This is a genomic window from Neobacillus sp. OS1-32, assembly GCF_030915425.1.
GTDB lineage: Bacteria > Bacillota > Bacilli > Bacillales > Cytobacillaceae > Neobacillus > Neobacillus paridis.
Genome location: NZ_CP133263.1, coordinates 3,529,140 through 3,543,563, shown reverse-complemented (window position 1 = coordinate 3,543,563; position 14,424 = coordinate 3,529,140). Strand labels below are relative to the sequence as shown.

The 14,424-nt window shown below is 45.1% G+C and carries 14 protein-coding genes; 9 read left to right on the top strand and 5 right to left on the bottom strand.

What is annotated here, in order from left to right:
• The first annotated feature begins 7 nt into the window (after positions 1-7).
• The 6 genes from nosZ (at position 8) to RCG24_RS17545 (ending at position 6,442) form a co-directional block, all read left to right on the top strand.
• Positions 8-1,873, top strand: a complete 1,866-nt coding sequence (nosZ, locus tag RCG24_RS17570) for a Sec-dependent nitrous-oxide reductase (RefSeq protein WP_202654470.1) — start codon at positions 8-10, stop codon at positions 1,871-1,873.
• Between the two features lie 320 nt (positions 1,874-2,193).
• The gene (locus tag RCG24_RS17565) at positions 2,194-2,769 is read left to right on the top strand and encodes a hypothetical protein (protein WP_202654471.1); all 576 of its coding nucleotides are present in this window, start codon (positions 2,194-2,196) and stop codon (positions 2,767-2,769) included.
• A gap of 62 nt (positions 2,770-2,831) precedes the next feature.
• Positions 2,832-4,115, top strand: coding sequence for a nitrous oxide reductase family maturation protein NosD (nosD, locus tag RCG24_RS17560; RefSeq protein WP_308077602.1), 1,284 nt, complete (start codon positions 2,832-2,834; stop codon positions 4,113-4,115).
• On the top strand, positions 4,072-4,869 hold the full coding sequence (locus RCG24_RS17555) for an ABC transporter permease (RefSeq protein ID WP_202654473.1): 798 nt from the start codon (positions 4,072-4,074) through the stop codon (positions 4,867-4,869). Before nosD ends, RCG24_RS17555 begins: the two co-directional genes overlap by 44 nt.
• Positions 4,869-5,546 (top strand): ABC transporter ATP-binding protein, encoded by a 678-nt coding sequence (locus tag RCG24_RS17550; protein ID WP_308077601.1) that lies wholly within the window; start codon positions 4,869-4,871, stop codon positions 5,544-5,546. The genes RCG24_RS17555 and RCG24_RS17550 overlap by 1 nt, the downstream gene beginning before the upstream one ends.
• The gene (locus RCG24_RS17545; RefSeq protein ID WP_202654475.1) at positions 5,543-6,442 is read left to right on the top strand and encodes a FixH family protein; all 900 of its coding nucleotides are present in this window, start codon (positions 5,543-5,545) and stop codon (positions 6,440-6,442) included. The genes RCG24_RS17550 and RCG24_RS17545 overlap by 4 nt, the downstream gene beginning before the upstream one ends.
• 365 nt (positions 6,443-6,807) lie before the next feature.
• Here the strand turns inward: RCG24_RS17545 and RCG24_RS17540 are convergent, their stop codons facing one another.
• From RCG24_RS17540 to RCG24_RS17530, 3 genes are all read right to left on the bottom strand, one after another.
• Positions 6,808-7,881, bottom strand: a complete 1,074-nt coding sequence (locus tag RCG24_RS17540) for a PQQ-dependent sugar dehydrogenase (RefSeq protein ID WP_235888095.1) — start codon at positions 7,879-7,881, stop codon at positions 6,808-6,810.
• 346 nt (positions 7,882-8,227) lie between these two features.
• Positions 8,228-9,085 carry a Cof-type HAD-IIB family hydrolase gene (locus RCG24_RS17535; RefSeq protein WP_308077600.1) on the bottom strand — a complete coding sequence of 286 codons (858 nt, stop codon included), beginning with the start codon at positions 9,083-9,085 and terminating at the stop codon, positions 8,228-8,230.
• A 71-nt stretch (positions 9,086-9,156) separates the two neighbouring features.
• The gene (locus tag RCG24_RS17530; RefSeq protein WP_202654478.1) at positions 9,157-9,825 is read right to left on the bottom strand and encodes a DNA alkylation repair protein; all 669 of its coding nucleotides are present in this window, start codon (positions 9,823-9,825) and stop codon (positions 9,157-9,159) included.
• A 135-nt stretch (positions 9,826-9,960) separates the two neighbouring features.
• On the opposite strand from RCG24_RS17530, the gene RCG24_RS17525 reads away from it, so the two are divergent.
• Together RCG24_RS17525 and RCG24_RS17520 are read left to right on the top strand one after the other, a co-directional pair.
• Positions 9,961-10,116, top strand: coding sequence for a hypothetical protein (locus RCG24_RS17525; RefSeq protein ID WP_308077599.1), 156 nt, complete (start codon positions 9,961-9,963; stop codon positions 10,114-10,116).
• A gap of 217 nt (positions 10,117-10,333) precedes the next feature.
• The gene (locus RCG24_RS17520) at positions 10,334-10,540 is read left to right on the top strand and encodes a hypothetical protein (protein WP_202654480.1); all 207 of its coding nucleotides are present in this window, start codon (positions 10,334-10,336) and stop codon (positions 10,538-10,540) included.
• Between the two features lie 36 nt (positions 10,541-10,576).
• Here the strand turns inward: RCG24_RS17520 and RCG24_RS17515 are convergent, their stop codons facing one another.
• A complete protein-coding gene (locus tag RCG24_RS17515; RefSeq protein ID WP_308077598.1) occupies positions 10,577-11,671 on the bottom strand; it encodes a PRK06851 family protein in 1,095 nt (364 codons plus the stop codon).
• Between the two features lie 108 nt (positions 11,672-11,779).
• Positions 11,780-12,256: a Cys-tRNA(Pro) deacylase gene (gene ybaK / locus RCG24_RS17510; RefSeq protein ID WP_202654482.1), complete on the bottom strand. Its 477-nt coding sequence runs from the start codon at positions 12,254-12,256 to the stop codon at positions 11,780-11,782.
• Positions 12,257-12,548: 292 nt separating this feature from the next.
• Between ybaK and RCG24_RS17505 the strand changes: the two genes are divergently transcribed.
• Positions 12,549-14,357 carry a TIGR04190 family B12-binding domain/radical SAM domain protein gene (locus RCG24_RS17505; protein WP_308077597.1) on the top strand — a complete coding sequence of 603 codons (1,809 nt, stop codon included), beginning with the start codon at positions 12,549-12,551 and terminating at the stop codon, positions 14,355-14,357.
• The last annotated feature ends 67 nt before the right edge of the window (positions 14,358-14,424 follow it).

Here is a 14,424-nt window from a genome sequence, read left to right as displayed (position 1 = left end):
GTACTGAATGAAAAAATGGATTCCGATCGCATCGGGCCTGCTGGCTGGTTTTATCGCGGCAACGATTACCTTTGCCGACTTCTCATTTCCAAAATCCGAAACCGCTTCCGCCAGCAACAAGACCGATGCTCAAAAGGTTTATGTGCCATTTGGCAAAAAAGATGACTATTATCTGTTTGCATCTGGCGGCCACTCCGGACAAATGTTTATTTACGGTGTGCCCTCGATGCGCAAAATCAGAACGATCCCGGTCTTCTCGCCGGACTCCGCTACTGGTTATGGCTTTGACGAACATTCGAAAAAGCTGATGGGCGGTTATACATGGGGCGACCTGCACCACCCGGCCCTATCGGAAACAAATGGCGATTATGACGGCAAATGGATGTTTGCCACTGATGTTGGCAATGCCCGCGCCGCCGTTGTTGACCTAAAAACATTCACCACCAAAGACATTATCAAAGTGCCTAACACAGCCGGCCCGCACTGTGCCGCGTTTGTAACGGAAAATACCGAGTACTTGTTTTTACCAACAAGATTCGCTGTTCCGCTTGGGCAAAAATACGAATCGCTTGACAACTACAGCCAGAAATACCGCGGCGTGATGTCAGCGGTAACTTTTGATGACAAAAAGGAAAAGCTTCACATCGCCTATCAAGTGGCGCTGCCGCCATGGTCTTATGACCTTTCCGATGCCGGTAAGAAAATATCCAAAGATTGGGCCGTAATGACCACTTACAATACTGAAGAAGCAACTACAACAATGGAAGTAAAAGCATCCCAGGCTGACCGTGACTACATCGTCCTGTTCAACTGGAAAGAGCTTGCCCAAATGGTTAAGGAAGGCAAATATGAAAATGTTGGCGGGCAAAAAATGATTTTCCCGGAAAAACAAAAAGGCGGCATTTATTTAGTCCCTGTTGCCAAATCCCCGCATGGTGTAGACGTAACACCAGACGGCAAACGATTCATCGCTTCCGGCAAGCTGGCCCCGGCGATGACGGTATTCTCGTTTGAAAAAGCCTTCAAGGCGATTAAAAATAAAGATTTTGCTGGCAAACGCAATGGTATTCCGATTTTAAACTATAAATCGGTCATGGAACGCGAAGTCAACCCGGAAAATGCCCTTGGACCGCTACATACACAATTTGATGATAAAGGCATGGCTTACACCACGATGTTCATTTCATCAGAAATTGTCAAGTGGGATCCAAATACCGGTAAAACATTAGACCGCGTACCAGTTCAATATTCACCAGGACACGCAGTTTCCGCTGAAGGAGACACGGTATCGCCCGACGGAAAATGGATTATCGCGCTGAATAAACTCGCGAAGGATTCCTACCTATCAGTTGGACCTTCTCACCCAGAATCAATGCAATTAATCGATCTCAGCGGCAAGAAAATGAAGATCGTTCAATCGGTACCGGTTGATCCGGAGCCGCACTATGCCCAAATGATCAAGGCGGACAAAATCAAGACGATTAACGTCTATCCAAAGGATTCGAAAAACAAGGATGCCGTCTACACCCAAAAAGATACTAAAATTGTCCGCAAAGGCAACGAAGTCCATGTCTACGGGATTGCGATGCGTTCAAGATTTGTATTTGATTCCAAAGCAAAACGTCCTGACGTGATTGAGGTGAACCAAGGCGACCATGTCTTCATCCATTTAACGAACATCGACTTCGATGAGGACATTACCCACGGTTTCGCGATCAATGACTATGACTTGAACATGGAAGTCCAGCCGGGACAAACCAATACAATGGAATTTACCGCCGATAAAGCCGGTACCTTCCCGCTCTATTGCACAAACTTCTGCTCTGCCCTGCACCAGGAAATGAACGGCTACTTCCTTGTCAAACCGAAATAGAAAAGCGGAAGCGCCTTGTTTATGCTGCCGTAGCGTTCCTTGTGGAGCTGGACAATTCTCAATTTTGAACGATATAAATTCTGATATTATAAAGAGAACTCGCCGACTGGCAAACCCACAAGGCGAGGACAGAGACAGGGTTGGCTCAAAAGCAACATGTTTGTGCCGCGATGCCAATGCTTTGTGCACTTTGTAATTAGCCCAGCTTAATCGGCCACCCTAGCCGTCTTAAGCCTGGCAGTCTTTTTTGGCGGGGGGATCAATTGAACAATTGGTACCCTCCCCATTACAAAGATTACACCATAATAGGAGTGGTTATCTTGAATGATCAAAAGAAAGGGAAATTATCACTTGGTTCAGCTTTATTAATTGGACTTTCCGCTATTCTCATTGTGATTTCGATGTTTTTCCCTTGGTGGAGAATGCTCTTCTATGCGCCACAATACCCAGAAGGCCTAAATATCATCGTCTATCCGAATAAACTAGCAGGCGAAATTGACATCATTAACGGGCTCAACCATTATATTGGGATGTCCAATTTCAGCGAGAAAAATTTCCCGGAATTATCCTACTTAATCTACATTGTTGGCGGCTTGGCGGTCCTGACCCTGATTACCGCGGTGCTGCGCAAAAAATCCATACTTTACGGGTTAATCTCGCTATTCGTCATTGGCGGTTTAGCTGGAGTGTTAGACCTTTATGCAGCGTTAAAAAAATACGGCACCAATTTGGACCCGCATGCGCCCATCCACATGGACCCATTCGTCCCGCCGATTATCGGAGCCAATAAAGTGGCCAACTTTACAACCCACAGCTTGTTAGGCACAGGTGTCTACATCGTGATTATCGCATTCATTTTATTACTGATTCCGCTATGGAAGGATCGAAAAAGATGAAAAAAATATCGCTCCTACTTGTTGTTTTTTCTCTCCTGTTTTTGATAAAACCGGAAAAAAATATGGCAGCCGAGAATTTGCAAGCGAAAATCGACTCCATGAAAGCAGGAGCGGTTTTGAAGCTTGAGAACAAAACATATCAAGGCAATATCGTCATTAACAAACCGCTGACACTCGTCGGCCAAAAACATACCGTGATTAAGGGCGACAGCACCGGCAACGTCATCAGTGTGAAGGCACCGCAGGTAACCTTAAGCCATTTCACGGTGGAAGGCAGCAGCATGAATCGCAACTCTGCCGAAGAATATGCCGCGGTCAAGGTCTACACGAACCACAATGTGATCGAGCATATCCGGGTCCGCGATTCCTTCCACGGCATTTATTTAAGCAAAGCCTTCCACAACACCGTTCGTTACTGCAACATAAAGGGACTTGGCAAGGGAGAAATCGCCGCCCAAGGCAACGGGCTTCATATTTGGTATGCCGAGGACAATCTCCTCTCTCATAACACGATTGAAGGCACCCGTGACGGGATGTTCTTCGACTATGCCAACCACAACCAAAGCTATGACAATCATATCAGCAATACCCGCTACGGGCTGCATTATATGTACTCCGACGGCAATATGTTTAAAGGCAATACGTTTACCATGAACGAAGGCGGCGCCGCCGTCATGAACTCGAATCATCTGACTCTAAAAGACAATCAATTTATCATCAACTATGGCAATCAATCATTCGGCCTCCTCTTGCTGCAGGCCAATGATAACAGAATCGAAGATAATACGTTTTATATGAACCAGCGCGGCTTGTACATTGACCAAGCCACGAGGAATTTTTTCAAAAATAACCGCATTGTCCAAAATCAAATTGGAATTGAGCTGTGGGCTAGTTCCAATGATGAAATATTTACCTTAAACCGAATTTCCGAAAACACCATTCCCGCTGTCACGATTGGCGGCAAAGGCGAGCGCAATGTCTGGAGCAAGAAAGGCTTCGGCAACGACTGGGGCAGATCGTTTCCGCTCACCGACTTAAATCAGGACGGCATCGGGGATTTTCCGATAACTTACTATTCCAGCCTCCACCAACTAATGGAGGATCAGGAATTAACGACGTTATTTTTAAAAAGCCCGGCGATTAAAATCTATGAAAAAATCAACGCCACTCTGAACGAAAATGAAGTCATGTTTCGAGATTCGCACCCGCTCGTTTCGAAAAATAACAGCCATCATGTGGTCGTCTGGATCGTCATCGGACTTGCGGCGGCGGTGTTGATCTTCATAAAGGGGAGACGAAAATATGCATTACATTTGGAAGGAATGGAAGGAAAACATAAGGGGTAAGGGGCTTTGGCTTTCTTTGAGCATCATTGGGCTGATTTCAGTCAGCATCCTGTTTCGTTCCACGGCCCTTTCATTTGACAAAGGCTTTTACATTCTACTGATCAATTTGTTTGATGCCATCATTTATTTTATTCCGATCCTTTGCCTGTTCATCGGTGCCTTTTCGATTTTTCAAGAAAAAGAGCAAAAGACGCTGATCATGCTGCTGACGAAAAAAGACAGCTTTGCCAGCTTCCTGCTGCGAAAAAGCCTCGCGCTCTATGCGGTAGTGTTAGTGCCTTTGCTCGTGTGGTTTTTCATCTACCTGTTACTGTTGAAGTTTCAATTCCAGCTTGATCTTAAGTCGTATGTGATTTTTCTGCTTTCGATCATGTCGATGGCACTGGTATTTATGCAGATGGGCACGGCAATCGGCAGTTTTTCCCGCTCACGGATGCAGATTATCGGAAGCGCGATTTTTGTCTGGTTTTACTTTTTCTTTTTGCATGATTTCATCCTGTTGTCGTTCCTGCCGAAGGTTAGCTATGAATCTGTGAAACTATTTTCCATATGTTACTTTTTAAATCCGCTTGCGGCCGTGCGAATGTTTCTCGAAACCGGCATCGGAGTTTATTCCTTCGGTCACATGTCGCGGCTGCTGCAGGCCTTCATGTGGACGAAGCCGGTGTTCTTTTTACTGGGGAATCTGGTGGTCTGGCTTGCCGCTTCCATAGGCATAGCGATTGCCTTCAACCGCAAGGAGGGGGTTGAATAATGATTAAAGTCGAACAATTGAGCCAATCCTACGGAAAAAAACGGGTCCTCGATGCTATCTCCGTGGAAATCGGCAAAACTGAAACTTGCGCCCTTGTTGGTAGAAACGGCGCCGGCAAATCTACTTTTATTAACAGCCTGTTGGGGCTTCTACCGGTGAAGCAAGGAAAAATTACAATTAATGACATTGAAGTCACAAAGAAAAATGTCAAGTGGAAAAAAGCGATTGCCTATCTGCCGGAAAAATTCATGCTCTACCCCAGCTTGACCGGGCTTGAAAATATGACATTTTTTGCCGAGGCGGTTGTGGGTTCGGCGGATCTTGGGCGGATGGAACAGATACTGCAGTCGGTGCGCCTCTGGGATGACCGCGATGTCCAAGTGAAGAAGTACTCAAAAGGAATGCTGCAGCGGTTAGGTCTGGCGATTACGCTCTATCAGGATGCCGATATTTTGATTCTTGATGAGCCGACGAGCGGCATCGATCCGTTGGGGCGCAAGGAAATCTTAGAGGTATTAAAGTCGTTGCATGGTAAAACAATCCTCCTCTCCTCGCACCATCTCGATGAAATCCGCCAAGTGTGCACCCATGTTGCCTATTTAGACGATGGAAAAATGACAAAATACACGGTTGAAGAATTTTTGGAAACACATCATTTGGGAGGTTATCAGGAATGAAACGGATTTTGTTTGTAGTGCTGCTGGCCGCCGCGGTGCTGGCCGGCTGCAGTTCAAGCCCCGATTATACGGTTAAAATCACAAATAAGCCTTATTTTCAACAAGATAAGGCGTCACCCATTGAGGTGAAGGTAACTGAAGGCGATAAGGCGGTTACGGGCTTAACTGTGACGGCAGAATTATCAATGGCCAATATGGATCACGGCACTGCTCAAATAACATTTACCGAGGGGAAGAAGGGCATCTATTCCGGCAAGGTGCAGCTGCCGATGACCGGAAAATATGAGGCGGCCTTCACCCTTGAGAAAGACGGCAAAAAGACCGAAAAGGTTATGAATTTGAATGTGGAAAAACCAAAGGGAGTTGCCAAAATTAACGGCGAGTGGATTACCGCTGACGACCTTGCTTTTTATAAATTCATCAACCAGCTTCAGCTTGCGATTAACCGCGAGGCGGCGAAAAAGCAATATAGCGGCAAACAGTTAGAGGAGGAATTAACCTATTTAGATTCACAGTCGAAACTAGCTGAAGATCGGAATCAGCTGCTGACGCAAATGATCCGTTTGCACGCGATGGCGCTGCTTGCTGAAGAGAAGGGCCATAAAGCTGCTGATGCCGAGGTTACCCAGGCGGTTACCCGAGCTCGCGGGCAATATCGCGAATATGGTTCGGCAATGAAATTGATCAAGGCTTACGGTGAGAAGAAATTTTGGACAATGGAAAAACAGCAGTACAAGCTGATTGTCCTCGCCTCGAAAGTTCAAGAGGATGTAAAGGCGCAAGTTAAACAGGAAAATCCTAAGGCCGGCGAGCAGGATCTCCTCTACCTGGCACAGCAAAAATACGAAGACCTCGTCGTTTCCGAGGTGAATTCGCTAAAGATTGAGATTTTGTAAGTTTGTTGCTAGTTATCTGCTACCTATCGTTTATCACATAACCGCTGGAGTTGAAGACGGTAGCCTTGGGAACAGGTTTGAAGTTTTGTTAAACCTTTTAAGGACAGTATGGTTGATTTTACGGGGAATTTTGTCCTTAAGAGGCTTTATTAAAGACAGTTTGACTGGTTTCTTCGATCGGTTTGTCCTATAGGTCCTCCCTATGGGACAGTTCGACTCTTTTTTCACCCGCTTGTGTCCCATAGAGCTTTGCTATGGGACACTTCTACTCTTTTTCCACACAGTTTTGTCCCATAGGATTTCCCTATGGGACAGTTCGATACATTTGCTGAATCGTTTTGTCTGATAGACATTCCGCCAAAATCTTAATTACCATTTTTCAACAATACCCGATATAATTTATCATCAGTTTCATCAGGATTTCCGCGGCCATCAGTATTGTTGCTGATAAAATACAGATACTCACCATCTACAAAAATATCGCGGATTCTTCCTAAACCCGTTATCACCGGTTTCATCCGCATCCGTGCTAAATCAAACCTAAATACCGCATTGCCCCTTAGTGCTGCGACGTAAAGCTTACCATTGGATGCAGCCATCCCGGAAGGCGCCCAGGTTTTCTCACCTGATTGAAACAACGGCGTCACCATCCCCGCTTTCTTAGCCTGCCCTTGAATGACTGGCCAGCCGTAATTCATACCTGATTTGATCATATTAATTTCATCATGCGCCGACTGCCCATGCTCACTGGCATACAACCTCGAACCAAGCCAAGCCAGGCCCTGTGGATTACGGTGACCGTAGCTAAAAACAGATGACCCTGGAAATGGATTATCCGCGGGAATCGAACCATCCAAATTCATTCGCAAAACTTTTCCATTTAACGACTTTACATTCTGGGCTAAATCCGGTTCAGTAGCATCTCCTGTTGTAATGTATAGTTTGCGGTCCGGACCTATTTTTAACCTGCCGCCGTGGTGATAAGCGGCGCTTGGAATCCTGTCAAGAAGGATGGCGGCTTCTGTCCACTCGTTGCCATTCGTCCTCAAGACAACGACACGATTAAACTGTCCCTTCTTTTCATCCCGATAAGTATAGTACGCATAGGCCTTGTGATTTTCGGAAAACTGCGGGTCTAATACAAAGCCAAGCAAACCGGCCTCTGCCGCTTCAGCCAATGGTTTTTCCAAGTGTACACGCTGCCGTTCGATTTTGCGGTTAGTAATTTTGACAATACTTCCCGTCCGCTCACTGATGTAGAAAGTTTGATTTACTCGATCAATAGACCAGGGAACCGATAAATTTTCTGCCAACACTTCCACTTCCTGTTGGACATCAACCGCGTCTCTATCAGGCTCCTGTGTCTGCTTTTTTTCGAAAAAAGAACAACCGGACAATAGCAAAACCAGCGTTAGAAAAATAGACCCGATCCGCCCCAACAACAGATACCCCCTTTTCTTTATGAAGGACATCCCCTACAATTTCCAAGCTCCTTTAATACTTCATCCGCCTGGTGAAGGACATTTCCCCTATATTTTATGATTCTTTTGTCCTTCATCCACCTGATGAAAGACATTTCCCCTAATTTCCAAGCTCCTTTTGTCCTTCATCCACCCGATGAAAGACATTTCCCCTAATTTCCAAGCTCCTTTTGTCCTTCATCCACCCGATGAAAGACATTTCCCCCAAATTCCAAGACCGTTTTGTCCTTTATTCTTCTTAAAAAAGACTATAATCGGTTTGTCCTTCATTCTTTGAAATTCCGAGCTCGATTTCTCCCTCAACCTACAACACTTCAAGAATTGCCTTGCCCACGCCGCTGTTCTCATTGGTGTCGGTAACAACATCGCAAAGCGCTTTAATTTCATCACTGGCATTGCCCATTGCCACCGCGCGGCCGGCCTTTTCCAGCATCGAAATATCATTAAAATTATCACCGATGGCCATCGTATCCGCTAAGGCAATGTCCATCGCCTTCGTAAACGCCTCGAGGGCCATCCCCTTCTGCGCCTTTTTATAGGTAATTTCAATATTTTCATAACCTGATTTAGTGACCTCTAACTCATCATATACTGCAAGGGCGGTGCTGGCTGCCTTCAGTCTGCCAGGGTCCTCAAAGGAATAAGCGAGAAATTTATAAATCATCTTCTCGTCATCGACAAATAGCTGCTCATAGTCCTCTACCATGTGGATCAAGCCGTCGCGCACCCTTGCCCCCGCCGCAACAGTAATTTCATCACGATCCGCTTCGGGGTTAGCGCTCATCACAATATCAACAAGAGTAGAAACAGCTTTATCGGCATCTGTCGAGTAGGCACCATGATTGGTATAAACTTCGAAATAAATATCATTCTCCGACAGTTTCGCCGCTGTCTCGCGGGCCAGTTGTTTCGGAATCGGGTTGGCCGAAATCACATCCCCTTCCTTAGAGCGGACCTCAGCGCCATTCACACAAATCACCGGGCAGCTCAAGCCAGCGGCATGCAGGACATAGGTGGCCTCCTGATAGGATCGGCCCGTTGCCACAACCACCTCAACCCCTTGGGATTGTGCTTTTAGAATCGCCTGTTTATTTCCCTCGGGTATTTCCTGCATCGAATTTAACAAGGTTCCATCCATATCGATAGCAATACATTTTATCATTCTGTTTCACCCTTTAAATAAATAATACCGGTATTTTACCATTTTTCTCCGAATTGTTCCTGCATCGAGCCTCAAGACAAATACTTGCTGCCTTCCCTCACACTCAGCGGAGCTAAACGACTCCCCTCGATAAATCCCTTAACAGACAGCGGATTTGTCTTGGAATACTCCCTTAATGCCCAGCCAATCGCCTTTTGGATAAAAAATTCCTTGCTGGCGGCATTTAATCGGATGTATTGATACAACCTCTCTTCATTTGTCGCTTGTTTATATTTTAATTGAAAAAGAATTGCCGTCCGCCGTAGCCACATATTGTCATGAGTCGCCCAGCCATCAATCGTCTCATCGACAACTTCCGGGAACTTTTGCGCAATGTTTCCAACTGGCTTTGCAGCAAGGGCATCAACCGTATCCCACCAAGATTTTGTTGTAATCAAAGTTTCCATCAGTGCTACATCACTTTTTTGCAGCTTACTTAATGATTTTTCAATATAGGTTAAAGCCGCATATTGATATTCCCGTTGTTGCATTTGCCAAAGTTCCAGGACTAATTCATGATGAAACGGCTCTTTTACTATTCCCGTCTCTTGAAAAAATCGCTTTTCAATCTCTCTTCGTTGTGGCGTCTTAATTCCAAAGAAGGGAAAGCGGTTCTTCATATATCGTTCCATTTGTTCGGCATTGGCCGGGTTTTGGTTTGCCTTAAAAAGACTTGTTAACGGGGCAATGTTAATTGGCATGATCGATCAGTCCTTTATAAAAAATAGCATATTAAAGTATTCTCTTTTTTCCTAAAATAACCTTTTTAATTGGAGAATAAAGCAGACAATAGCCGCCAAACTATCAATAGCAATTAATCGAAAGGAGCAATCAGGATGACCAAGAAATTCAACAAAGGCAGCCGCAATCAAAATTCACCGCAGGCAAGACAGATGGGAGAGGAATTTACCGCTGAATTTGTCAGCGGGGACAACAGCAAAGGCAACAAACGCAACAAGAGCCAGCAAAGCAAAACCAATCCGCATAAGTAAAAAGGGTGTCAGGCACTATGTGAATTTTTCACATGGTGCCTGACACCGGACTAATAAGTATATTAAAAATGGTGAAATCGATTTTTCCCTATTACCCTTTTAGTTTAAATTGCCTTTTTTACAGAAATTAAAAAAATGCTTTATTCGTATAAAAACGCTGAAACTTTCGGGTAATTTTTCCGTATATGGTATTATAGGGAAAAGAGGAGGTTGATTTATGGGCAAGATCTTTCTTTATCTTTTGTTATTCTTATTAGGTGTAACAATTATTAGTTTTATTTTAGGGTATCATATCTTTGCTTATAGTGTAGGTTCCATTTTGGGTACTGCTGCAATTGGGGTAAGTTTTGTTTATTCAGCAAGAGATGATGATCGGTTCAGACCCAATTATTTGAATAACAATATAGGTGACAAGAAGAAATAAAAACGCAACTGGTGAAAATCCAGTTGCGTTTTTAAATTAGTCTTTCGCGATTTCCTCTATCTCGGCTTCAATTTTTCGCTGGATTTGTTCGACAACCGAAAAGTCCATGGCGGCAACATAGATGGCTTCGAGTTCGTCATGAAGTTCTTTGGCTTTGGCGAGGTATGAGGTGGCCTCGGCCATTTTCCTTTTATATTGCGCGGAGATTTTGCTGATAATGTCGGCAAAAATATCGTCGGTTCCCGGCTCGATCAAAATTTCGTACATATCGATAATTTCATCGCCATCGCGGCTCGGAAAATATTCATGGGGGGCGGTGCTGTCAAAAATGGCAATGCCTAATTCCCGGAAAATCAGCATATCCAAGCTGTTCGGATCAAAGCCGCAATGATAAATTTCCACATCGATGCCGCGCTCCTCGGCTGCAGCTGCCAGCTTTTTCAGCAGGGTGGATTTCCCTGAACCGGGACGTCCCTTTATAAAGTAACGCTTGGGGATGTCTTCGGTTAAGTTCGGGACAAAATCCACTGCTCCCATTGGAGTCGCTGCCCCTAAAAAGCGGTGACGGACATCGGATGGTTTATTCAGCTTCATTTTTCCAAAAAACGACTCGATTAATTTGTTCGTCAACTGATCCGCTTTTTGAAAGTCCATACTGTTAATATAGATTTTTTCCCAATCATCATGCACTTCTAACGCCTGTTTAAAGGTCGCATAAGCCTGTTCAAACGACTCGCTGATTTGCTTGCTCAGCTTTTCAATTGCCTTTTTCCGGGCGGCAAGTGCCTTGGCATCCCAGGCTTCGCCTAAATTAATGTACTCTTCCACGGCCCCCGGTGCTTTCGGCTCAATCACATGCGGTGCAGTGCCGTCAACAATACCGACCTTTAGTGCAGGAATCAGCACCCCATCAATCGAGTTATTATCGGAGGAGCAATGTAATAATTCAATATCATAGCCCTTTTCCAGCCACTCTTTAGCGATGTTTTTCATCAGCGAGGACTTTCCCGTTCCCGGCCCGCCTTTTAAAATAAAGATCCGATTCAACCCTTGAAGATTGGAATCATACAAATTGTGGAAGCCTCTGGCTGTATTACCGCCTGCAAAATAATTTTTGATTTTTCCTGGCATTCGTCGACACTCCCTTTGTTAACAAATATCTGCACAGATGAGAACCTCAATGATTTTTCACCCTATCTTATGCAGGAGTTTCTTATAGGTGAATGCCCAGAAAATTTTTCATTTCGTCAAATTAACAATTTCCGCTCCGGTGATTTCCTTCAGTTGACCGGGCCCCAGCACCACCTGCATGCCGATTTTTCCGGCGCTGACAACGATCGAGTCGAGCGGCAGGCAGCTTTCATCAATAAAGGTGCGGTACTGTTTCTTCATCCCGATCGGTGAACAGCCGCCGCGGATATAGCCGGTCCATTTTTGAATATCCTTGACCGGCACCATTTCCATGTTTTTCTCACCAGCTGCTTTGGCAGCCTTTTTCAAATCCAATTCCTCCGCCACCGGAATGACAAACACATAAATATTCCTGCTTGCCCCTTGGGCGACGAGCGTTTTATAGACCTCTTTTGGATCCTTGCCAATTTTTGCAGCCACAGAAATCCCATCAATTTTTTCATCCTTATGATCATATATCAGGACCTCATAGCTGATTTTGTGTGTATCGAGCAGCCGCATTGCGTTAGTTTTTGCATGTGCCATTTTGCCTCATCCTTTTGTTCAAAAAATTACTTTCTATTATAGCAGTATTTTGCCGGCCCCTTCTAGTCATACAAGAACCAGCCGAATCCCCGGCAAATTTCCACAAATTCACCGCTATTTTGTCACCCATTTGTCACTTTATCAAACAATGATTATAGTAAACTTATATTAATTGGAATCAAGGACCATTTTTCCCAACGAAGTTACAGTTATTAACCTGTAAATAGTTGATTCCTATTTGTGAAAGGCGTCACAAGTGGATTATTCATAATATATAGGAGTGTTGTTACAAATGAGCTATGATTTAGTACTGCTGCATGCGCCAAGTGTCTACGACTTTCGGAAAAGTTCTGTACTGGCTGGTCCGATCAGCGATGTCGTGCCGTCATCGCCAGTATTTGAAATGTATCCGATCGGACTAACAAGCATCGCAGATTATTTGGAGCGGTACGGACTGCGGGTAAAAATTATTAATATCGCCAACCGGATGCTGATGAGCCGGGATTTCAATGTCGAAAAAAAATTAAAAAACATCAAGACCCGGGCATTCGGGATTGACCTCCACTGGCTGCCGCATGCGCACGGCAGCATCGAGCTGGCAAAAATCGTGAAACAACTGCATCCTGAGACACCGATTATTTTTGGCGGCTTATCCGCCACTTACTACCATAAAGACTTAATCGAGTATCCGTTTATCGACTTTGTCATGCGCGGCGATTCAACGGAAAAGCTGATGCTGTTGTTGATGAATAAATTAGAAATGGGCAACACCTATTATGCCGATATTCCCAATTTAACCTGGAAGAAGGGCGGTCAAATCGGCTATAATCCGTTGACCTACGTACCTAAGGACCTGGATGATATCGATATTCCTGGCTACCGCTACACGATCCGCTCGGTGTTTAAATACCGCAACATCCTTGATCCGCTGCCATACAATGGCTGGCTGCACTATCCCAACACCGCGCTGTTAACCGCGCGCGGCTGTACCCAGAACTGCCTGATCTGCGGCGGTTCGCGAGAGGCCTATCAGCAAAACTGCCAGCGGCAATCACTGGCCTTGCGGTCACCGGAGAAACTTGCCAGTGACATTCAGTTTATTTCCCGGTTTAGCCGGGCACCAATTTTCATTCTTCATGACTTACGGCAGGGGGGCCGCAAGTATGTCGAAGAGTTTTTCAGCCGGGTCAAACAGCTTCATTTGAAAAATGAAATTGTGTTTGAATTATTCCAGTACGCGGATGAGGACTATTTCAGACTGATCGAAGACAGCGTGCCAAAATACAGCATTGAAATCACCCTGGAAACACATGATGAGAACATTCGCCGCTATAACGGGAAATTCAGCTGTACAAATGCCAAAGTGATCGAAACCTTGAATTTCGCTTTAAAGCATAACTGTAAAAAAATTGATCTGTTCTTCATGGTCGGAATCCCGCGGCAGACGTACGAAAGTGCGATCGCCAATATTGATTTCTGTGAAAAAATACACCTTGCCTGCCACGAGGACCGGCGAATCTATTACTTTATCGCTCCGCTCGCGCCGTTTTTGGACCCGGCGAGCCCGGCGTTTGAGCATCCGGAAATGTACGGCTACAAAAAGCTGTGCCATAGCTTGGAGGACCACCGCAAGGCGATTACCCAGCCGTCATGGAAGCATATGCTAAGCTATGAAACAAATGAAATGACCCGTGATGATATCGTCAATGCGACGTATGAAGCGGCGGCAAAGCTGAACGAATTTAAACGAAACTATCAGCTGATTGACCAAGCCAGCTACGAAGAAATTCAATGGAAAATCGCCAAATCACAGGAATACATTGAAAAAATCGACCACATTCTCGTGCTCCCCGAGGCCGACCAGGCAGGAGCACTGGCAGAGCTACGCAAGGAAATCGAACAGCTCAACAACTACAGCATTTGCGGTAAAAATGAACTGAAATGGGAAGTACAGAAGAATTACGCCAACATCTTTTCACTGACAATGGTTGGCTTGGAGCAACTTTTACAAGAATATGCCAATAAAATTCAATCCCAGCTGCACCAGGAGCAGCGCCATCAATTTAAGCTGAAACCAGAACAGCGGAAGGCCAAACTGTAAAAAAGAAAACTCGCCGATTGGCGAGCCTTTAAGGCAGAGGCGCAGTTCGCCCAAAGGTTTTGGGCTG

What these genes read in the sequence shown, in the direction of transcription:
- nosD (WP_308077602.1), top strand. Translation starts at nt 2,832, where the DNA reads ATGGCAGCCGAGAATTTGCAAGCGAAAATCGACTCCATGAAAGCAGGA.
- RCG24_RS17550 (WP_308077601.1), top strand. Translation starts at nt 4,869, where the DNA reads ATGATTAAAGTCGAACAATTGAGCCAATCCTACGGAAAAAAACGGGTC.
- RCG24_RS17505 (WP_308077597.1), top strand. Translation starts at nt 12,549, where the DNA reads ATGAGCTATGATTTAGTACTGCTGCATGCGCCAAGTGTCTACGACTTT.
- RCG24_RS17530 (WP_202654478.1), bottom strand. Translation starts at nt 9,825, where the DNA reads ATGCCAATTAACATTGCCCCGTTAACAAGTCTTTTTAAGGCAAACCAA.
- RCG24_RS17555 (WP_202654473.1), top strand. Translation starts at nt 4,072, where the DNA reads ATGCATTACATTTGGAAGGAATGGAAGGAAAACATAAGGGGTAAGGGG.
- ybaK (WP_202654482.1), bottom strand. Translation starts at nt 12,256, where the DNA reads ATGGCACATGCAAAAACTAACGCAATGCGGCTGCTCGATACACACAAA.
- RCG24_RS17525 (WP_308077599.1), top strand. Translation starts at nt 9,961, where the DNA reads ATGACCAAGAAATTCAACAAAGGCAGCCGCAATCAAAATTCACCGCAG.
- RCG24_RS17545 (WP_202654475.1), top strand. Translation starts at nt 5,543, where the DNA reads ATGAAACGGATTTTGTTTGTAGTGCTGCTGGCCGCCGCGGTGCTGGCC.
- RCG24_RS17520 (WP_202654480.1), top strand. Translation starts at nt 10,334, where the DNA reads ATGGGCAAGATCTTTCTTTATCTTTTGTTATTCTTATTAGGTGTAACA.
- RCG24_RS17535 (WP_308077600.1), bottom strand. Translation starts at nt 9,085, where the DNA reads ATGATAAAATGTATTGCTATCGATATGGATGGAACCTTGTTAAATTCG.
- RCG24_RS17515 (WP_308077598.1), bottom strand. Translation starts at nt 11,671, where the DNA reads ATGCCAGGAAAAATCAAAAATTATTTTGCAGGCGGTAATACAGCCAGA.
- nosZ (WP_202654470.1), top strand. Translation starts at nt 8, where the DNA reads ATGAAAAAATGGATTCCGATCGCATCGGGCCTGCTGGCTGGTTTTATC.